Source organism: Lactobacillus sp. ESL0237, assembly GCF_003692985.1.
GTDB classification, from domain to species: domain Bacteria; phylum Bacillota; class Bacilli; order Lactobacillales; family Lactobacillaceae; genus Lactobacillus; species Lactobacillus bombicola.
In genome coordinates this window covers 1-19,933 of sequence record NZ_REHE01000007.1, presented here as the reverse complement: position 1 = coordinate 19,933, position 19,933 = coordinate 1, and the positions used below count along the sequence as shown (strand labels likewise).

The window sequence follows — 19,933 nt, the reverse complement described above, 5'->3', positions numbered from 1 at the left end:
TTTTCTTTTAAAAAAATAACAAAAGACCGAAATTATTTAAAATCTTCGGTCTTTTTAAAATATATTAGATCAGCATAAACATTAAACTAATATACCAGAAAATTGTATTAACGGTTAGATAATTCCATATTTCACGCATTATTTTATCTAGTGCTATATTCTTATTTTTTATTGCCTCAGCAATTGTCAAAATAATAACTAAAATGAAAAAAAAGAAAAAACCATAAGGTAAAAATTCTGGTTTACTTTGCTTCAATGAAATTAAATGACAAGCATAGATAAAAAAGAAGGGTAAGATATCATATCCACGAAATTTAGCTCTTGGAAATAGTTTATTTAAAATAACAGCACAAACTAAACCTAGTAAAGGTAATCCAAATATCAAAAACATACTTTAGCCTCCTCAGTACTAAACCATATTTTAGCTTAACAACTGTTTGAAAAAAACTAATAAGTAGCATAAAATATTGTTCAAGCAGGAGGTTAATCATGTCACGCAAACGTAAACAAAAAAAATCAGGTTTTCAAAAACTTACAATTGTTATGGCTTGGCTTATGGCAATTTTTACATTAGCTGCTATTGCAATGCCAATAGTTAGTGCATCAGGAATTTTTGAATAAAAAAAGTGGGAAGAGTTCCCACTTTTTTTATTGATAATTATTCAAATTAACCAAAAACGGATACTTAATTGCTAAACTACCCCAGATTTTGTATGTAAGACAAGCGAATAAAAATGACCACCCAATCGTTGTGGGCAAGCTCCATAATAAATCTAAAACAGAAACATTTATTACCCCAGTAATTTTTAAAATTAGCCAATTATAAGCATTTACTCCAACTACAGCAATAATTATTACTAGCATTCTTGCCCAAAAAACTTCTGGTAAAAAACGAGCTACCTTTTGTAAAAGCCAACATGTCGTAGGTAAAGCAACGGCATAGAGCCCAATAATACCGTAAAAATAAATGTCACTAACTATTCCAGCACCAAGCGCAAGCCAAATTTCATTTTTATTTGTATCATCAAATAAAGCAATTAGCATTACTCCTATTGGTAATAACAAATTAGTACTTGAACCAAGTGAAAAAAATTCGTGTAAATAAAGGGCTAAACTGGCATTAATAACTAAAGCAATATAAAGTGCAATCGCTAACACAAATCTCTGCAGAGAACGCATTAATCAGTCACCTTTCTTTTAATTACCGAAACCACTGTTGGATCATTTAATTCTCCGGCTGGTCTCAATTTAAGTAAGTCAGATAGACCAAAAGAATCATGTGTCGTTGTGGCAATCGTACCAATTAACAATCCTTTAGGTGAATTGCCACCCATACCACTGGTATATACTTTAGTCCCTCGCTTTAACTTCTTCCCATCAACGGCTTGAGTAAAGGCTAAACTTTTAGTTCCAATAACAGTAATAATACCATGCACTTTTTTGCCATTTACTGCTTTTGCTTCAACAGCAAATCGATTGGCCGATTTATCGGAGGTAGTGATTAGCTCTACTTTAGCGCTAGCTGCATTAACTTCTACAATCCGCCCAATAACTCCTCCTCCAGACATAACCGCCATGTTTTTTTCCAAGCCAGAAGTTGTTCCTTTGTTTATGATAAGCAAATCACTCCAACTATCTGGTGAGCGAGCAATGACTGAAGCCTCAATAGTATCAAAATCCGTCAATGATTCTTTCAGTTTCAGTGCTGATTTTAATTGCTTATTTTCAGTTTCAAGGCTAGAATTACGTGCTTCTGTTTGCTGCAATTCCGTTACTCGACTCTTTAAATAATTATTCTCGTCTTGTGTTTGCAAAAGATTGTGCACATTACTTAATGTTCCCGAAACTAAACTAATTGGATAATCAACCAACCTTGTACCAACTGCGGCTACATCATTTCCAAAACTTTGAATAACTAGCGGCGTACTTCTTTTATTACGTAAACTAACACTAGCGCCGAGAATCGAAAAAATAATAATAATTACAATACATACTGATAATAGTTTTTTATTTTGTAGAAACTTTTTCATCTGGAATTGATCCCTAAAAAAGCCGGCAAAAAGAGCCGACTTTATATATTATTTGCGACTTCTACGCATTATTTCAATATTTTTAAGTGATTCTCCAGTACCGATTGCAACACAATCAAGTGGATCTTGTGCAATAAATACAGGCACTTTAGTTGCTTCTGAAATCACATCAGGTAAATTCTTTAGCAACGCTCCTCCACCAGTTAAAACGATTCCATGATCAATTACATCTGCAGCAATTTCTGGAGAAGTTTGCTCAAGCGTCTCTTTAATAGCAACAATAATATCTTGCACAACATCTTGAATTGCTTTTGCAACATCAACGGCTTTGACATCAACCGACTTGGGTAAACCAGTAACTAGGTCACGACCCCGAATATTAATTGAATCGATAGTTTCCGCCTTTTCAACTGAAGCAGAACCAATTTTAATTTTAATATCTTCAGCAGTACGTTCTCCAATTAATAAATTAAAGTTGGAATGTACATAATTTATAATTGCGGCATTAAATTTATCGCCAGCTTGACGAATAGAAGTTGATGAAACAATTCCACCAAGTGAAATTGTTGCAACATCCGTTGTTCCACCACCAATATCAACTACCATTGAACCTGTTGGATCCATTACAGGTAGCCCGGCTCCAATTGCAGCGGCAAATGGTTCTTCAATTACAAAAGCTTCACGAGCCCCGGCCACGCGAGCAGCATCGATAACTGCTCTTTTTTCAACTTCTGTAACCCCTGATGGTACACAAATCATTGCTGAAGGCTTTGAATTACCAACTGTTTTTTCAATGAAGTACTTCAACATTGCGGCGGTTGTATCATAATCAGCAATTACTCCATCCTTCATTGGCCGAATTGCGACAATACTTGCAGGTGTTCTACCAATCATTTCTTTAGCTTCTGAACCAACCGCGATCACTTTATTAGTCTGCGTATTCTTTGCTACTACTGAAGGTTCTCTAAGTACAATACCTTTACCTTCCATATAAACAAGAGTATTGGCTGTACCCAAGTCGATGCCAATGTTTTTTGCTCCTAATCCAAACACGAAAATCTCTCCTTAATTACTGCAGTCTCTAAATCTTGGTTAATTATAGCATAAAGTGAAACAGAAAAAAGATTTGTAGAATAAGTTTAAGATGAATTTAAAACAATTGATGCTCCTGCATGCTGAAATATTGCCCCTTACCTACAATAAAGTGATCTAAAAAATCAATATGCATCATTTCGGCACAACTATGTAAACTTTTAGTTAATTCGATGTCACTCCTAGACGGCAACAAGTTGCCACTCGGATGATTATGAACGACTATGAAGCCCGCACAAGCATAAATAACTGCCCACCGAAAAATTTCTCTTGGATGTGCAACCGACTTATCTAGCGTCCCAATAAACAAACACTTTTCAGCAACAATATGGTTGTTATTGTCAATATAAATTGCCCATAATTGTTCTTGTTTATGTCCTGCTAATTTGTCCGTTAAATACATCCCAACCTCATTACTTGAGGTCAAGACTGCTTCACGATCAGGAACTGCAAAGCGTAGACGCTCAAGTAAATTCTCACAAATAATAGAAATATTCTGATCACATTCATCATTTGAAATAAATTTCAGTAACTCATTAAAATTATTAATATGTAGTTGTTTCAGTTTCGATGAGAGCTCTTCAAAGCGAGTAATTCCTTGTTCTGTTAATTGATCAAAAAGACTATTCATTATTTCAAAATCTGTATTAATTAAATAGTGCTTAGATTTAATAATTTCCATGTAAATCATCCCTTTCACTACTTAATACGCAAAAAAACTAAATTTTAGCTAAAAAGTCTTTAAAACTTGATCTAATAAACGTAGCTATTTTTCGATCTTCCTTTGTCGCCGGTACTAAGTCAGGAATCATTACACACTTAATACCAGCATTGACTGCTGCTTGCAATCCAGAAGATGAATCTTCAAAAGCCAATAAATTCTTTTTCGGTAAAGCCATTTTTTCAGCAGCTAAAAGATAAATATCTGGTGCCGGTTTGGGATTGACTTGCTTATTTTTAACATCTGCGGCATTCAAATGAAAATAAAAATAGTTACGGGTACCAGTTACCCATAAGTTATGTTCAACAACTTGTTCAGTATTACTTGTGACAATTGCCATCGGTATTTTGCACTTTTGCAAATAGTCAAGGATTGCTTGCACACCAGGTTTTAACTTTAATTTCCCTTCGTCTGTCCATTGCCACACTAAATCATCTGTTTGCTGAATAAATTGTCTTTTCTGCTGATCATTTTGGAAATAATTTTTATAAAAATCAGCCATACTGGTGGCTGACGCACCAACTAGTTGCAAATAAAGATCAGCTGGCATCTTAAGCCCAGCTTTGCGTGCCGCTTGGATATTTGCTTGCCAATATAATTCTTCCGAATTAACTAATAAGCCATCCATATCAAAAAGAACGCCTTTAATTTCACTATTTATGCCTTTTATTTTCATACTTTTGCTCCCATTGCAAAATATTGCCAACCAAATAAAACGAACCTGTTACTAGTAGTATATCATTAGGCTGACTTTTTTGACGTAGCTGTTTAAAGGCAATTTGCCAATCTGCCTCGTAGGGATACTTATCTTTAATTTGCTGCGGGAAATCAGCCTTGTTAGCAGCCCTAGGATAATCAATAGTGGTTATATGAACCTCATCATTTTTTTCAAATAAAGAAAAAATCGGGGTAAGATCTTTATCTCGCATTAACATTATGAGAATACGCACTTTACCTTGGCGTCTTTGTTGTTGCTGGTGAACAAAATGCAATAAATTTTGCATTGCCTGAATATTATGCGCCCCATCAAGCACAACTAAGGGATTATTTTGAATAATTTGGTAGCGCCCAGGGATAACCGTTTGATCAAGAGCTAATTCAATTTGATTATCGGCTAGTGGAATCCGCAAAAGGCTAAAAGCTTTAATTGCAACTGCTAAATCATAGCATTCAACCAATGGTCTGGGCGATAGCGTTACTTGCCTTTTTTGATCAGTATACACTGCCGCTGTAGTAAGAGTTACATCAAAATCAACGCCCAGCTGATATAAAGGAGCTGCTTCAACTAAAGCCTTTTGCTTAATAAGCGGTAATACATCATTAGGAACATTACCTAAAATAACTGGTCGCTGGCACTTAATTATGCCACTTTTTTCACGTGCAATATCTTGAATTGTTGGTCCAATTAAAGCTTCATGGTCAAGCCCAACCGTCGTAATTATACTGACTTCCGGTACAATTACATTGGTCTTATCATGCTGACCACCAATACCAACTTCAATTACGGCATAATCACATTTAGCTTGAGCAAAATAAGTAAAAGCCAGTACCACTTCATATTCAAATGTAACTAATGAAAAAGACGCATCATCTTGGCGCAGTTGTGCCAAAACTTGTTCGACCCTGTTTGCAATTCTAAGTAATTCAGATTCACTAATATACTGACCATTAATCTGAATTCGTTCACCAAATTCAAAAACATAGGGCGAAACAAAAAGGCCAGTCTTTTGACCGGCTTTTTGTAACAAGTTGCTCAAATAATACGAAGTTGATCCCTTGCCATTAGTACCTGTAACATGAATTGTTTTAACTTGATTTTGCGGGTTACCTAGTAAATTAAGAACCTGCTTGATGTAAGTCAAATCAGTTTTTTCATGGGTTTTCGGCAAGGCATATAAATAAGTTAAAAAGGCTTGAGAATTGTTAAAAATCACATTATTCACTCTTTTTTAAATCTTGAATTCGCTGTTGCACACTAGCTAGTTGATTTTCATAATCAGCCAGCTTAGCTTTTTCTTTGTCAATTACAGCAGCAGGAGCATGGGCAACAAAACCCTCATTGCTTAATTTTTTAGTTGCCCGTTCAACTTCAGCTCTAAGGTCTTTTTCTTCTTTTTCCATACGCTTAATTTCATCATCAACGTTTACCAAATCAGCTAGCGGAATAAAAATTTGCGCTCCCGACACCACAGCGGTTTTAGCCAATTTAGGTGCGACAATTTCAGTGGCAATCGTTAATTCTTTCGGATGTAAAAAGTTTTTCACATATTCAGCATTATCAGCCAAAATTTTTTCATTATTAGCATCCTCTAGTTGAATCATGATATCAATTGGTGAAGATAAAGGCGCATTAACTTCCATACGAATGTTGCGCACTGCTTTAATAATTTCAATCAAGAAAGCCATGTCATGCTGGGCTTTATCATTTACAAATTCAGCGTGAAATTCTGGATAAGGTGCAATCATGATTGATTTACCTTCATGTGGCATGGATAACCATAATTTTTCAGTTACAAATGGCATAATCGGATGGAGTAGTCGTAAAATTTGATCCAAAATCCAAATTAAATTATCTTGTTTTCTAGTCTTTAATTGGGCATCGGTACTGTTTAAAGCAACCTTAGAAACTTCGATGTACCAGTCACAGAAATCATTCCAGATAAAGTTATATAATTCTCGCCCAGCTTCGCCAAACTTATATTCATCGAATAAGCGAATCACTTCACTAACAGTATGATTTAACTGCGCAAAAATCCAGCTGTCAGCCAAATCAAACTGCTTAGTATCAGGCATATGAGCTGGCTGCGCACTTTCTGGTAAATTCATGATTACAAAACGAGCAGCATTCCAAATTTTATTAATAAAATTCCACGCAGCCGATAATTTCTTTGGATTATAGCGCGTATCCTGACCTGGAGCAGTCCCATTAAGTAAAAACCATCTTAAGGCATCAGCTCCATATTCATCAACGACATCCATTGGGTCAACCCCATTGCCCAGTGACTTACTCATCTTGCGTCCTTGTTCATCGCGAATTAAGCCATGTAAAACTACATCCTTAAATGGACGTTTATGGGTAAAGTGTAAACTTTGGAAAATCATGCGTGAAACCCAAAAGAAAATAATATCATAGCCAGTTACTAAGGCATTAGTTGGAAAATAACGATTAAAGTCAGCGGCAGTTGTATCAGGCCAACCCATTGTCGAAAATGGCCACAAAGCACTAGAGAACCACGTATCCAAAACATCAGTATCTTGGTCCCAGTTTTCAATATCATGCGGTGCTTCTTCACCGACATACATCTCACCTGTCTTTTTATTGTACCAAGCTGGGATGCGGTGCCCCCACCAGAGCTGGCGTGAGATTACCCAATCATGCACATCTTCCATCCAATGCTCTAGCGTTTGCTCAAATCGTTCTGGAACAAAGTTAACCTTGTTGGCAGTTTTTTGATTTGCCAATACCTTTTCAGCTAAAGGCTTCATTTTCACAAACCATTGAGTTGAAAGACGCGGTTCAACTTGGACACCTGAACGTTCAGAGTGACCAACTGAATGCACAATTGGTTTTATCTGAATAAGGTACCCCTGCTCTTTTAAGTCCTTAACTAGAGCTTCACGACAAGCAAAACGATCCATGCCTTGATATTTTCCTGCTTGCTCATTCATTGTCCCGTTGTCATTCATTACATTAATTCGTTCTAAGTTGTGGCGATTACCAACAGCAAAGTCATTCGAATCATGGGCGGGCGTAATTTTTACTAGTCCTGTTCCAAATTCAGGATCAACGTGTTGGTCTTCAATAATTGGAATTTTACGTCCAACTATTGGTAAAATTAATTCCTTACCGACAAGGTCTTTATAGCGTTCATCCCCATGAGCCACAGCTACTGCCGTATCACCAAACATAGTTTCTGGTCGAGTGGTTGCAATTTCGACAAAACCAGAGCCATCAGCAAAGGGATACTTGATGTGATAAAAAGCCCCTTTATCATCTTGGTGAATAACTTCAATATCACTCAATGCTGTTTGCAGTTGCGGATCCCAATTAATAATATATTCACCGCGATAAATCAACCCTTCATTATACAATTGAACAAAAACTCGCTTAACAGCCTTAGATAGCCCTTCATCTAAAGTAAAGCGCTCGCGTGAATAATCAAGCGACAACCCCATCTTTGCCCATTGACTTTTAATGATATTAGCGTACTCATCTTTCCAGTCCCAAACTTGTTTAACAAATGCTTCACGTCCCATTTGGTGACGATCTTTACCTTGCTTACGCAATTTAGCTTCAACTTTAGCTTGAGTAGCAATTCCAGCATGATCCATTCCAGGTAAATATAGCGTATCGTACCCTTGCATTCGTTTAAAGCGGATTAGAGTATCTTGAATTGCCGTGTCCCAAGCATGGCCCAAATGTAACTTTCCCGTAACATTTGGTGGCGGGATTACAATAGAATAAGGATGGGCTGTTTTATCCCCTGATGGCTTAAACAAGTCTTGATCAAGCCATGCTTGATACCTGCCAGTCTCAACCTCATGGGGATCGTATTTAGGTGCTAGATCTGTCATAAATTTCCTCCAATAAAAAAGTCCTAGACAATCTTGTCTAGGACGATATAATAACCGCGGTACCACCTATCATTAAGCAAAAATATTGCTTCTCTTAATCTAGTGATAACGGACCTTGATACCGGACTAGCCTACTTTAAATTCAGCTAATCAATTAAATCAAGCTACCAATTAACCTTCATTCGGTCTTTCACCAACTATGGACCTTTCTCTACTTATAAGATTAATACCTCTTGATTACTTCTTTAGATAGAATTATAGCATGTTTTTTATAGCAGTGCAGTATCTTCTGCTGCTTTATCGGCTATGAATTTATCACCAGGATAAATAGTCGTTATTTTCATACCAGCTAGGGCGCGCTCAATTAAGCCCTCAACATCTAGCCGTGCTTCAAATTCGCGTGCTTTATCAATTCTTGGCTTAGTTTTAGGACGGGGTGGGGCAAAGATTGTGCAACAATCTTCAAATGGTTGAATTGATAAATCAAAGGTACCAATTTGTTCAGCTAAACGAATAATTTCAGTCTTATCCATTGTAGCAACTGGGCGCACAACCGGAGTTGTGGTTACATCGTTAATTGCTGCCATTGACTCCAATGTTTGCGAGGCCACTTGTCCCACAGATTCCCCATTGAAAATAGCTAGTCCTTTTCTTTTAGCCCGGATTTGATCTGCTAAACGTAACATAAAACGACGTTGAACTGTCATCAAATAACCTTCTGGTAACTTTTCTTTAATAGTTTCTTGAATTTCGGCAAATGGAACTGCAATAAAATTAATTCGTCCTGCATAGTTAGCCAATATTCCTGTTAATTCTTTAGCTTTGTTGAGGGCTTTCTCAGTCGTATATGGCGGACTATAGAAATGAACCATATCAATGTCCACCCCCCGCTTCAAGGCTAAGTATGATGCAACCGGAGAATCAATTCCGCCTGAAAGCATCATTACCGCCCGACCTCCAGTTCCAACAGGCATCCCACCTGCGCCGTGCAATAACTGGTTAGAAATATATACTGCATCTTGACGAACTTCAAGTCTTAATACCAAATCAGGATGTTTCATTTCTACTTTTAAGTTGGACATATTTTTAAAAAGATAGTCCCCAACTAATTGATTTAACTCATTGGTATCATAGGTAAAATTATGGTCACTACGCTTGGTATTAACCTTGAAAGTCATTCCCTCTTGGTAAGTCTCTTTCATCAAAGCAAGAGCAGTTTCTTCAATTTTAGCCAGTGTTTTTTCTACCTTAACTGTTGGTGAATACGTTTGGATACCAAAAACTTTCTTTAAACGCTGATCTATTTCCGCAAAAGGTGCGTCGTTTAAGACAATATGCATCCGATCATGACGCGGATGAAGCTCAATTTGCGGGAAATCGCGTAATACCCTAGTAACATTACCAGCTAAACGACCAATAAAATCCTTTCTATTCTTTCCTTTAGTTGAAAGTTCACCATAGCGAACCATAATTTCAGTATATTTCATCAAATTTTATTCTCCTAAATGATTAATTGGGGCAAAATGACGGTAAATCTGGTCAAAAACACTAATAAATTCATCAGCTTCAGCTAAAGTATTAGTTTCATCAAAACTCAAACGAATAGCACTTGTAGCTTCTTTATCATCCACATGCATCGCTACCAGTGTACTTGCCTGATCAGTTTTTGTTGATGCACACGCAGAAGTCGTAGACGTATATATATCATGCTCTTCTAAGGTATGAACAAGTGTTTCACCCCTAATTCCCTCCAGCGCAAAACACAAAATATGCGGTGTAAACCCCGCATTTACTGGTGAAAAAATTTTAATTCCTGGTTTATCCTGTAGATAGTTAACTATCCTATCTTTAATGGCCTCTTCTTTGACAGCATTACTTTTTTCATTAGCTAAAAGCAAACGTATTGCTTTAGCCATGCCTGCAATTGCGGGTAAATTTTCAGTACCTGAACGCAAACCTTTTTCTTGACCACCACCATCATGCAGTGGCAAAACCATCTTCCCCGCTTTCTTGTAAAGAATACCAGTTCCCCGAGGACCGTGAAACTTATGGGCCGAAAGACTAGAAAAATCAACTCGCGGTGTAAATACCTGTGACCAAATATCTTTACCAAGTGCTTGCACATTATCAACGTGAAAATGAATATTGGGATAATTAGTTAATAAATCACTGATCTCCTCAATTGGTTGAATAGTACCAATTTCATTATTAACTCCCATAATGGAAACTAAGGTTGTTTCCGAATCTAATGCATTACGCAAATCATTGACATTAACGCGTCCTGCTTTATCAACGGGTAAACGGGTTACACGAAAGCCCAAATTTTCCAAGGCAGTAAAAGCATTTGCTACTGAAGCATGTTCAACACTAGAAGTGATTAAGTGATGCCCAAATGCTTGTTTTTGCAAAGCCGTTCCTTTAATTGCCCAATTATTTGATTCTGTACCGCCAGAAGTAAAGAAAATTTCATTGGTTTTAGTACCTAACAGCTGAGCAATTTGTTTACGTGAGCTTGCTAGCAATTGATATGCCCGATCACCTAATTTATGTAAACTAGACGGATTACCCCAAATATTCTGTGCAACTTGAGTATAAGTATCTAGAACTTCTTGATCAATTTTGGTCGTTGCGCTATTGTCAAAATATATCATGTAATAAAATCATCCCCATGTATTTCTACACTTTTCGCTCATATCAGTGTTTTATAGCATAATTAACTTCGTATAAATTCACTTAATTCGTGAAAAATCGATATTTCGGTCCCTTTTGTGCTTCCCAAATGGGAAACATCAGGATTTTTTGCCAATAGTTATTCTAACATCTTAATGGTCTTTTACAAATCGGAAAATTTTTATAGAAGCTCACACAAAAATAAGTTACTCCAGACAAAGGTCCAAAGTGACTGACTTGTTTAAAAAAGATAGTTAATAATATTTTTTTCACCATAATCATTTATCCTTACCTGCTCCAATTAGCAAATAGCTTCTATTCAATTTATCAGCTTTCAAAGGTGAACCAGTTAACTTCAATACCATAGTTGTACTTTAACATACTTAACTTTTTATCATTACCCTATACTTTTTAGCGACTGCTACCCAGTTATAGTAGTTTTCATCAACTAAACCAAATGAAAAATAAGAAGTAACCTACAGTAAAATAGTTAATAAAGTTATTCAGAGCTTACTTGCTAGTAAACTAGACGCTTTACCCACTTCTACTAGAAAAAAATATAATAAGTTGTTAGATATAGTTAAGCAACAAGACTTTCTCACTTGCAACTAGAATTTAATAGTATATTTATTCTATATAAAACCCGTAATTTTAACTATACCCTTTATTATCAATAATTGATAGCGCTTTATTTAAGCGCTAAAATTTTAGTGTTGAAATGAGGAGAAAAAATGAAATTTAAACAAATATTAAAAGTTTTAGCTGCTACACTTTAGCTGCTACACTAATGTTTGCCGTAACTGGAATGGTATTTTCATCAACGCTGCAGGCTAAATATGTGGGACATAATGCTACTCCCACAGAGTTAAGAGGTAATTGGTACGCCTATAAAGGACACAACAAATGGACTCATATAAAAATTACTAAACATGCATTTATATATGACGGCAAAGTTAGTTGTAGTTTAAATAAAAACGGAGTTCGAAAATTGCATGTAATGCGCTATAAGCAAAATGGTAGACCTTATTATGACATGAATAAGTCTAACTATCATTACCAAGAAATTGGTTCGTTCTGGTTGTCCAGAAGCAAAGTACAAGATAGAAGAGTAATGAAGTCTTACTACAATATGGGATATTTCACTGTCTATACAAGAAATAAAATAAAGCATGACTATTCTTATGAAGTTAAAGGTGCCGGCTACATGCAACAAATCGGTAAATAGCCAATCAGTATTAGTTAGACCACTGTCAACTTTACATAATAGCCATTAAATAAAGTTAACAAAAAGTCGCACTAAATTAAGACAAATCTTTTTCCCCTAATATTAGTTTGCAAAATCAAAGCCGGATGGCATTAATGAATCCTAATTTTATAGGATTCTTTTTTACTAAAAAATAAAATTCATCTATTTATTAAAGGATAACAGATGTAGCGAAACAGGCTTATTTTAAGCCTGCTTCTTTCAGAATTGCGTCTTGTGTGCATTTTTAATCCTTTACCACCATTAATTGGACCTAAGATATTTTTCTTTTTGTTATCCATTATTAGTGAAATGCCTTATTTCTCAGCTATATCAATTGTACTTCATACCTATAACGTAATCATGTTATGCAACTATTCGGCTCTCTGCATAGATCACGAAAACGAAAAAATCACTCGTGAAATTTATTTATATGTAACGAACAAACAATCTGAAAAGTACAATAATATGATTCTAAAAAACGGGTCAAAACTGTTCCTCGGCTTAAATTATTGATAATAATGTGTTGAAAAACAGATTTAAATCTTATTAATCATTCTTTATTTAAAAACAGACCTAGATTATTAGGTCTGCTTTTAAATATTAGCTGTTTGTTTTTTCTGAGTAATAAAGATTTTCTAAGCGCTGATATGAACCGGGTTCTACTCTTTCAATAGCTGTCGCAATCGTATCAAGTGCTTCCTTATAATTATATTCTTGGCTATATAGCTGTAATGCTGTTTTTTGTGCAACTCTCACTGCATTATTTGTTGCATATTTATTAGAATACTGCATGGTTAACTCAACTAGACTAGCCGAATTAACAATATCATCAGCTTCACGCTTTAACCGTTCAACATCATCAGAGATATTAATTAATTCATTGGAAATTTTTTCCATGTTAATTCGAACTTGATTAAGCTCTTTAGCCACATGACCAATCTCATTAACAACTAAAGTGTACATTTGCACAAAAGTATCAGGCATGCCAGGTAATTCTTTACGTTCTAAGCGTCGATAAACCAATGACACTTCTTGCTTATACCGGTTAATTGAATCAATTGCAACATTTTCAGCGTCATACAAGCCATCGACATCTTGAGCCATCGCTTTTTGTTTAGAACTGATTACTCGCAATCTCTCCAATATGTGCAACCATGAAGCTTTAATTTCTGAATACACGCCTTTACCATCAGCAAGATTTTGTGTATCAACTGTATATTGACGATTCATATCGTTAACTTCCAATTCAAGCTTACGACTAGCTTCGAGCTCATTATGTGTCAATTCATAACTTTCATCAATGTGCCTTAATTTTTGAATTAAATCTTTCGCCTCAACCTGTTGATGTGACAGCAAGCGTTGAATCTTATCTTGATTGTCTTCCACAAATGGACGCGCCTTATATTCATTCTCCAAAAGTTGATATAAATCAGATATATTAGACTTAATACTTTTAATTTGTTGGTCTAATTCTTCAATTTTTAAATGGGTCAACAGCTGCCCTGCATTATCAACCAGCTCATAATTTTTTTTGATTTCAGCTAAAACATCAACTTGATTAATACAAAACCTGGATGCTTTCATTTTCTTATAAACTTCTGTTAATTCCTTTAATTGGTTTTGAAATATTGTGTCAAGTTCACGTCTATCAGCTCTAATTTTAGGCAAGACATTGTCAATAGAAATAATTGCCGCTCTAATTTTTGACAGAACTCGCTTAGCTTCAACCTGATCCCCTTGTGCAGTCAAGCTTTTAGCTTCCGCAAAATCACTCTCTACATTAGTTAGTTCATCTTCTAACTTATCAAGAGCAGAGCCATATTCAAAAGATCCAGCTAAAACCTGTTTACGCATTTCTTGATATTTTTTATTTAAATCCTCATACTGCATTTGATTTTCACGGTTTGATTCAAGCAATTCCGTAAAAACATCATTCGTATTCTTGGCATCTTCAAAAGTTGACTGCATAATTGCTTGAGCTTGTTTAATATTTTTGTGTGCCCTAATGAGGTGATAGGAAGTATTTTGACCTGCAGCTTGATCCAGAAGTTCTTGAACTTGAGGTATTCTCTTATTGGCTGTTTGTTCATAACTTTTACGCCAAGTGTTAAATGTCGTTAGACTTTCACCTGCTAAATCCATTTTATCAAGATTGACAATATCTGCATCTAGGTTCATTCGGTCTATTTTAGCAATCAGATCATCAAGCTCAATAATTTCGTGTAGCTGTCTTCGATTAACAACGAGCATAAATGCTATAACAATAATAATGATTAAAATTGTAATTATTACAACTATGGACTGAGTTGGTGACATATTTTTCCTCCAAAACTAACCCAATTATACCAAATTTATTTAATACTGTGCTATACAGTTTATTAAAATAGACAAGAATTTAGTTGGCGAAAAAATTTAGCTAAAGCATGATTAAATCAAAAAGGATAAAAATTTCCTTATTATACTAACTTAACGACTTTTTCTTGCTTTAACATAGTTTAATCGTTATAATATGGGACGTGTAAAATATTTGCAGCTATAAGTGACAAGAACGTCAACATCTTAATACGTTTTAGTGAACGAGTAACCGACGCTGCAACAGGCGAAAATGAAAATTAAGATGCACGAATGTTGAACTTATATGTAATATTTTACTCCAAAAACTGTTATCAGATTTTATTGGAGGATTTTATGTCAAGATATACAGGTCCAAGTTGGAAACGTTCAAGAAGATTAGGTATCTCACTTTCTGGTACTGGTAAGGAACTTAGTCGTCGTAACTATGCTCCTGGTCAACACGGTCCTAATTCACGTGGTCGCTTATCTGAATATGGTGAGCAATTGCATGAAAAGCAAAAGTTGCGTTGGATGTATGGACTAAACGAACGTCAATTTAGAACATTATTTAAACGCGCTGGTAAGATTCGTGAAGGTGAACACGGTACTAACTTTATGAGCTTACTTGAATGCCGTTTAGATAGCCTTGTTTACCGCCTAGGCTTAGCTACCACCAGAGAACAAGCTCGCCAATTAGTTAACCACGGTCACATTACTGTTGACGGTAAGCGCGTTGATATTCCTTCTTATGAAGTTAAGGTTGGTCAAATCATCAGCTTAAAGGAAAAGTCAAAGAACTTACAACAAGTTAAGGATGCTCTTGAAGTAGCTGTAGCTCGCCCATCATTTGTTTCATTTGATGAGAACAAGTTAGAAGGTTCTCTTGTACGTCTTCCAGAACGTGATGAAATGGAACCAGAAATTAACGAAGCTCTAGTTGTTGAATACTACAACAAGTTACTTTAATTTCTTTATACGAAAGCCCCTTCTCCCGTTTAGGAGGGGTTTTTTTCTTACTTGAAAGGAGACAACACTTAATGTCTGAAGATTTAAATACTAGAGTGGCTAACGCTGCCCAAGGTATTAGTCCCCAAACGCTGCCTGATGAACGCAGAAGATTTTTAGGTTCTTTACGTGAACGAGTTCTAGTTAGAATGACTAATGCTGAAACTCAGGATATTAGCTTAACGGAACTTTTTTTGTCTCACTTTAAAGATTATATTGGCTATGAAATTTTATTAAATGCTAATGTGAAAGATGAATTTTTAAGTAAAATTGAAACCAATTGTAGTAAATATAATATTACTTTTACACTTATTAATAATGAAACTGCTCAAACAAATCCTGATGATACTGCTGTTTTAGTTGTTGCCAAAACAGCAATTAATAAAATGAGAATTGAAATTAAACAAGTTTATGCTCCTGAAATGGAAAAAGTAGCATTACCTCAGAATAAGACAAAGCAAAAAAAAATTGGCTTTTGGCGACATCTTTTTAATGGGGATAAATAATGAAACCGTTAGCTTATAGAATGCGACCTCAGAACTTAGATGAAGTTGTAGGTCAGTCGCACTTAATTGGACCTGGGAAAATTATTAGGCGTATGGTTGAAGCAAAATTATTGTCCTCAATGATTCTTTATGGTCCCCCAGGCATTGGTAAAACAAGTATTGCTAGTGCAATTGCTGGTTCAACTAAATATGCCTTTCGCATGCTTAACGCTGCTACCGATGGTAAAAAGCAATTGCAACAGGTAGCTACAGAAGGCAGAATGAGTGGTACTGTGATTTTACTGCTAGACGAAATTCACCGCTTAGATAAAACTAAGCAGGACTATCTACTGCCAATGCTTGAATCAGGAGAAATCATTTTAATTGGAGCTACTACTGAAAATCCATATATATCAATTTCACCTGCAATTCGTTCTCGCTGTCAAATTTTCGAATTGCGACCACTGGAATTTGATGAGATAAGTGCAGCAATTGATCGCGCTTTAGCAAACAAAGAAAATGGATTAGGCAAATATCAAGTCCAGTTAACTCCTGCAGCCAAAAAATTATTAATTGAAAATGGTAATGGTGATTTACGTTCAACTTTAAATGGCTTGGAATTAGCTACTCGTTCAACCAAACAGGAATTACTTACGGCAAAGAAAAATATTGCTAAAGGTTTTACAATTGACCAACAAGAAATGGCTAATTCAATCCAAATGCGTAATCAAAATTTTGATGCTGATGGCGACGGACATTATGATCTCATTTCAGCTTTCCAAAAGTCAATTCGCGGCTCTGATACTGATGCTGCACTGCATTATTTAGCTCGGCTAGTTGAAGCTGGTGATTTGATTTCAATCTGTCGGCGTCTCAGCGTAATTGCATATGAAGATATTGGTCTTGCTAATCCTACTGCTGTTCAGCATGCGGTAATTGCGATTCAAACAGCTCAAAGTATAGGCTTGCCTGAAGCAAGAATACCATTAGCGAATGCGGTGATTGAACTATCTTTGTCACCTAAAAGTAATAGTGCAATTAGTGCAATTGATGCAGCTTTAGCCGATATACGTACACAGGATTATGGCAGTATTCCGAATAATTTAAAAGATACACACTACCAAGGTGCTAAAAATCTAGGACATGGAAAAAATTATATTTATCCTCATTCTTTTCCTGGCGATTGGGTGCCTCAACAATATCTTCCTGATAAGTTATTAGGTAAACAATATTTCATGCCGAAAGGCAATTCTAAAATTGAGAAAGGCTTGCAAAAGCAATATAAAATTCTTCACGATATGCAAAAAAATGGCTTACAGAATAGTTAAACAAGTATTAGACTTGCGTTTTAAATAAATTTAAGTAGCTAAAATACATAAAAAGGCAGAGAAATTAAATTCTCTGCCCTTTTTATTTGCCTAAGTCATAAATCTTAGGCGCGTTTTACTTAATTAAGAAACTACTTTACTTTAAAATTAGCTTTTTTAACATTTTTATTATTGTCTGTAATATAGTACATCTTACTCTTAATTTTAACAGGACTACCGTATGTCTTAACAAGATAATTTTTCTTTAAAACCTTTTTGCCGACCCGATTACCATATTGACTATAAAGATAAGCATTATGACCTAAACTTAACTTTTTCCCGTCAATATTTCCTGCAGCTAAGTACATACCATTGTCTAAAGTATAGTATGAGCTCCCATTAATCTGCTTCTGACCAGTTGTATTAACTACAGAGCCTGCATTTAAGATTAACTTATTGCTACGTTTTCCAGTCCCATCATAAATATACGCATTATGTTTAAGCGTCTTTTCAACTGATGGCTTAGTATTATTGTCAGCAACTGGTGTATTAGAAGTTACTGCAACACGTTCAATTTTAGTAGCAAGCTGAGGTCGCAGAACATTGGCAGCTTTAACATACTGATTAGTAGCGATTATAAAGTACTTTTTACCCCTAATCTTTACAGGAACGCCATATGTTTTCACTTTCGTACCTTTCTTCAAAGTTGGTTCTGCTTTAATCCTCTTACCATATTTATTATAAATATAAGAATTATGACCTAACTTCTGTACAAGGTATTGTGCATTACCAGCTGCAATATAATATTTTCTATTACTTGCACCTTGATCTATAGCAACATAATATTGTCTCCCAGCAATATTTTCAAGGCCATAAGTTGTCACAATCGAACCAGCTTTAAGTACGACCTTATTGCTACGTTGCCCATTTTTGTCATAAACATATGCATTATGAATTAAAGTAATATCTTTACCTTTTTCCTGATCAATGTCTGTGCCATTGCCTGTGCCGGTTCCGTTTCCTGTGCCATTACCAGTTCCATTGCCGTTGCCAGTTCCGTCTCCGTTACCTGTGCCACCGGTGCCGGTGGCGTTGCCGTTACCTGCATTTGGTACTAAGTTATTAACAATATTTTTAATTGCCTCATCACGAGCTTTATTTACTTCAGTAGCACTTGGTGCTTGATCAATTGTTCCAGGAGTAGTAACTGTCCCATTAGCTTTACCTACTTCTTGATCAATTTTATCCTTGATAGCTTTCTTTTCTTCACTAGTATAATCTGTTTTATCAGTATGCTTAAGCTCATCAACTTTTTTCTTAGCATTCTCTGCAGCATCTGCCACTGCACCTTTGGCTATTTCTTTTTCAGCAGCTAATTTATCCTTGTTTATAGCATCTGCCGATGATCCAGTTGCATTTTTATGATCTTCAAAAGCCTTATCAGTTTTTGAAGTATCCGCATCTGGTCCAAAGTTTGTGTGCAATTTGTCTACAGCATCCTTGTGACTTTGTGCTATCTCAGCTGCAGCATCCGTCTTAGTTTTATCTGCATCAGCTTTACCAGCATTGTCCTTAACCGCATCAATAGCAGCGATTGCCTTATCCTTAGTTGTAGTTACGGCCGCACTATCAGTCATTGTTGGGTCGTCGATCTTACTAATTGCATCTTTGACAATTGTATCAACTGCATCTTTATCTGCTTGGTTAGTTAATCCAGGCTTAACTTTATCAGCTTCTGCCTGAATTTCAGCCTTGGCCTTTGCTTTAGCATCAGCTAAATCAGCCTTGTCCTTAGCGGCCTTACTATCAGTCACAATTTGATCAATTGCTTTGTTGGCATCATCCTTAATTCCGTTAGCCTTATCTGCCGTATCAGTTGTTGGACTATCTATCTTATCCTTGGCATCTTTGGCATGATTATTAATATCGTCAATAACCTTGTTTTCATCTTCAGGCTTGAGCCCTTCTTTTTTGGCTTCATCAATTGCACTATTGGCGTGGTCATCAAGCTCTTTCTTAGCTGCATTTTTAGCCGCTTGTAATTGGGCATCAGTTAAAGCCTGATCAATATTAGTTATCCCTTCATTCTTTCTAGCATTAATATCAGGTACTGTAGCACTACCATTTACATTAGCAACAGCGTCATCATGCGCTTTTTGGGCTTGTTCTTTAAACTTAGCCTTTTCTGCTGGAGTTAAGCCAGTTAAACCATCAATTTGTTTAGCAATTCCTGGACTACCTGCTGTACCATTACCATTTAATTCATTGTCTAGTTCTTTGATGGCATCAGCTTTAGCTTTTCTAATTGCATCTGCATCGGCCTTACCAGCGTTGTCCTTAACCGCATCAATAGCAGCGATTGCCTTATCCTTAGTTGTAGTTACGGCCGCACTATCAGTCATTGTTGGGTCGTCGATCTTACTAATTGCATCTTTGCCAATTGTATCAACTGCATCTTTATCTGCTTG

At 35.9% G+C, this 19,933-nt stretch carries 17 protein-coding genes; 5 read left to right on the top strand and 12 right to left on the bottom strand.

The genetic code is table 11. The annotated features are described in order from the left end of the window. Positions 1-64: 64 nt before the first annotated feature. Positions 65-391: a DUF3397 family protein gene (locus F5ESL0237_RS03030; RefSeq protein ID WP_122024612.1), complete on the bottom strand. Its 327-nt coding sequence runs from the start codon at positions 389-391 to the stop codon at positions 65-67. A gap of 98 nt (positions 392-489) precedes the next feature. Between F5ESL0237_RS03030 and F5ESL0237_RS03025 the strand changes: the two genes are divergently transcribed. Next, positions 490-621 (top strand): DUF4044 domain-containing protein, encoded by a 132-nt coding sequence (locus F5ESL0237_RS03025; RefSeq protein ID WP_090091749.1) that lies wholly within the window; start codon positions 490-492, stop codon positions 619-621. Positions 622-648: 27 nt separating this feature from the next. Here F5ESL0237_RS03025 and mreD read toward each other — a convergent pair whose 3' ends face one another. The 9 genes from mreD to F5ESL0237_RS02980 form a co-directional block, all read right to left on the bottom strand. Then, entirely contained in the window at positions 649-1,179 is a 531-nt protein-coding gene (gene mreD, locus F5ESL0237_RS03020) for a rod shape-determining protein MreD (protein ID WP_122024611.1), read from the bottom strand. Next, positions 1,179-2,030, bottom strand: coding sequence for a rod shape-determining protein MreC (gene mreC, locus F5ESL0237_RS03015; RefSeq protein ID WP_122021571.1), 852 nt, complete (start codon positions 2,028-2,030; stop codon positions 1,179-1,181). Before mreC ends, mreD begins: the two co-directional genes overlap by 1 nt. 48 nt (positions 2,031-2,078) lie before the next feature. Next, entirely contained in the window at positions 2,079-3,083 is a 1,005-nt protein-coding gene (locus F5ESL0237_RS03010) for a rod shape-determining protein (RefSeq protein WP_122024610.1), read from the bottom strand. A gap of 97 nt (positions 3,084-3,180) precedes the next feature. Beyond that, on the bottom strand, positions 3,181-3,804 hold the full coding sequence (locus F5ESL0237_RS03005; protein ID WP_122024609.1) for a RadC family protein: 624 nt from the start codon (positions 3,802-3,804) through the stop codon (positions 3,181-3,183). 37 nt (positions 3,805-3,841) lie between these two features. Then, positions 3,842-4,519: an HAD family phosphatase gene (locus F5ESL0237_RS03000; protein WP_122024608.1), complete on the bottom strand. Its 678-nt coding sequence runs from the start codon at positions 4,517-4,519 to the stop codon at positions 3,842-3,844. Further along, a complete protein-coding gene (locus F5ESL0237_RS02995) occupies positions 4,497-5,777 on the bottom strand; it encodes a folylpolyglutamate synthase/dihydrofolate synthase family protein (protein ID WP_122024607.1) in 1,281 nt (426 codons plus the stop codon). The genes F5ESL0237_RS03000 and F5ESL0237_RS02995 overlap by 23 nt, the downstream gene beginning before the upstream one ends. Position 5,778: 1 nt before the next feature. Beyond that, positions 5,779-8,418, bottom strand: a complete 2,640-nt coding sequence (locus F5ESL0237_RS02990; RefSeq protein ID WP_122024606.1) for a valine--tRNA ligase — start codon at positions 8,416-8,418, stop codon at positions 5,779-5,781. A 269-nt stretch (positions 8,419-8,687) separates the two neighbouring features. Further along, positions 8,688-9,905 (bottom strand): tRNA uracil 4-sulfurtransferase ThiI, encoded by a 1,218-nt coding sequence (gene thiI / locus F5ESL0237_RS02985; RefSeq protein WP_122021565.1) that lies wholly within the window; start codon positions 9,903-9,905, stop codon positions 8,688-8,690. A 6-nt stretch (positions 9,906-9,911) separates the two neighbouring features. Next, positions 9,912-11,069 carry a cysteine desulfurase family protein gene (locus F5ESL0237_RS02980; RefSeq protein ID WP_122021564.1) on the bottom strand — a complete coding sequence of 386 codons (1,158 nt, stop codon included), beginning with the start codon at positions 11,067-11,069 and terminating at the stop codon, positions 9,912-9,914. Between the two features lie 806 nt (positions 11,070-11,875). Between F5ESL0237_RS02980 and F5ESL0237_RS02975 the strand changes: the two genes are divergently transcribed. Then, a complete protein-coding gene (locus F5ESL0237_RS02975) occupies positions 11,876-12,313 on the top strand; it encodes a hypothetical protein (protein ID WP_122024605.1) in 438 nt (145 codons plus the stop codon). A gap of 621 nt (positions 12,314-12,934) precedes the next feature. On the opposite strand, the gene ezrA is transcribed toward F5ESL0237_RS02975, so the two are convergent. Then, on the bottom strand, positions 12,935-14,650 hold the full coding sequence (gene ezrA / locus F5ESL0237_RS02970; RefSeq protein ID WP_122021562.1) for a septation ring formation regulator EzrA: 1,716 nt from the start codon (positions 14,648-14,650) through the stop codon (positions 12,935-12,937). 372 nt (positions 14,651-15,022) lie between these two features. Here ezrA and rpsD point away from each other — a divergent pair, with 372 nt between their 5' ends. The 3 genes from rpsD to F5ESL0237_RS02955 all read left to right on the top strand — a co-directional run bounded on the left by rpsD (position 15,023) and on the right by F5ESL0237_RS02955 (position 17,486). Further along, a complete protein-coding gene (gene rpsD / locus F5ESL0237_RS02965) occupies positions 15,023-15,634 on the top strand; it encodes a 30S ribosomal protein S4 (protein WP_122024604.1) in 612 nt (203 codons plus the stop codon). Positions 15,635-15,705: 71 nt separating this feature from the next. Beyond that, a complete protein-coding gene (locus tag F5ESL0237_RS02960; protein WP_122021561.1) occupies positions 15,706-16,179 on the top strand; it encodes a YueI family protein in 474 nt (157 codons plus the stop codon). Further along, entirely contained in the window at positions 16,179-17,486 is a 1,308-nt protein-coding gene (locus F5ESL0237_RS02955; RefSeq protein WP_122024603.1) for a replication-associated recombination protein A, read from the top strand. Before F5ESL0237_RS02960 ends, F5ESL0237_RS02955 begins: the two co-directional genes overlap by 1 nt. 131 nt (positions 17,487-17,617) lie before the next feature. Here F5ESL0237_RS02955 and F5ESL0237_RS02950 read toward each other — a convergent pair. Next, positions 17,618-19,933, bottom strand: a 2,316-nt coding sequence (locus F5ESL0237_RS02950) for an SLAP domain-containing protein (protein ID WP_122029874.1), incomplete at its 5' end; no start/stop codon positions are given.

What these genes read in the sequence shown, in the direction of transcription:
- F5ESL0237_RS02975 (WP_122024605.1), top strand. Translation starts at nt 11,876, where the DNA reads ATGTTTGCCGTAACTGGAATGGTATTTTCATCAACGCTGCAGGCTAAA.
- ezrA (WP_122021562.1), bottom strand. Translation starts at nt 14,650, where the DNA reads ATGTCACCAACTCAGTCCATAGTTGTAATAATTACAATTTTAATCATT.
- F5ESL0237_RS03005 (WP_122024609.1), bottom strand. Translation starts at nt 3,804, where the DNA reads ATGGAAATTATTAAATCTAAGCACTATTTAATTAATACAGATTTTGAA.
- F5ESL0237_RS03030 (WP_122024612.1), bottom strand. Translation starts at nt 391, where the DNA reads ATGTTTTTGATATTTGGATTACCTTTACTAGGTTTAGTTTGTGCTGTT.
- mreD (WP_122024611.1), bottom strand. Translation starts at nt 1,179, where the DNA reads ATGCGTTCTCTGCAGAGATTTGTGTTAGCGATTGCACTTTATATTGCT.
- F5ESL0237_RS03025 (WP_090091749.1), top strand. Translation starts at nt 490, where the DNA reads ATGTCACGCAAACGTAAACAAAAAAAATCAGGTTTTCAAAAACTTACA.
- F5ESL0237_RS02980 (WP_122021564.1), bottom strand. Translation starts at nt 11,069, where the DNA reads ATGATATATTTTGACAATAGCGCAACGACCAAAATTGATCAAGAAGTT.
- mreC (WP_122021571.1), bottom strand. Translation starts at nt 2,030, where the DNA reads ATGAAAAAGTTTCTACAAAATAAAAAACTATTATCAGTATGTATTGTA.
- F5ESL0237_RS03000 (WP_122024608.1), bottom strand. Translation starts at nt 4,519, where the DNA reads ATGAAAATAAAAGGCATAAATAGTGAAATTAAAGGCGTTCTTTTTGAT.
- F5ESL0237_RS02990 (WP_122024606.1), bottom strand. Translation starts at nt 8,418, where the DNA reads ATGACAGATCTAGCACCTAAATACGATCCCCATGAGGTTGAGACTGGC.
- thiI (WP_122021565.1), bottom strand. Translation starts at nt 9,905, where the DNA reads ATGAAATATACTGAAATTATGGTTCGCTATGGTGAACTTTCAACTAAA.
- F5ESL0237_RS02955 (WP_122024603.1), top strand. Translation starts at nt 16,179, where the DNA reads ATGAAACCGTTAGCTTATAGAATGCGACCTCAGAACTTAGATGAAGTT.
- F5ESL0237_RS02960 (WP_122021561.1), top strand. Translation starts at nt 15,706, where the DNA reads ATGTCTGAAGATTTAAATACTAGAGTGGCTAACGCTGCCCAAGGTATT.
- rpsD (WP_122024604.1), top strand. Translation starts at nt 15,023, where the DNA reads ATGTCAAGATATACAGGTCCAAGTTGGAAACGTTCAAGAAGATTAGGT.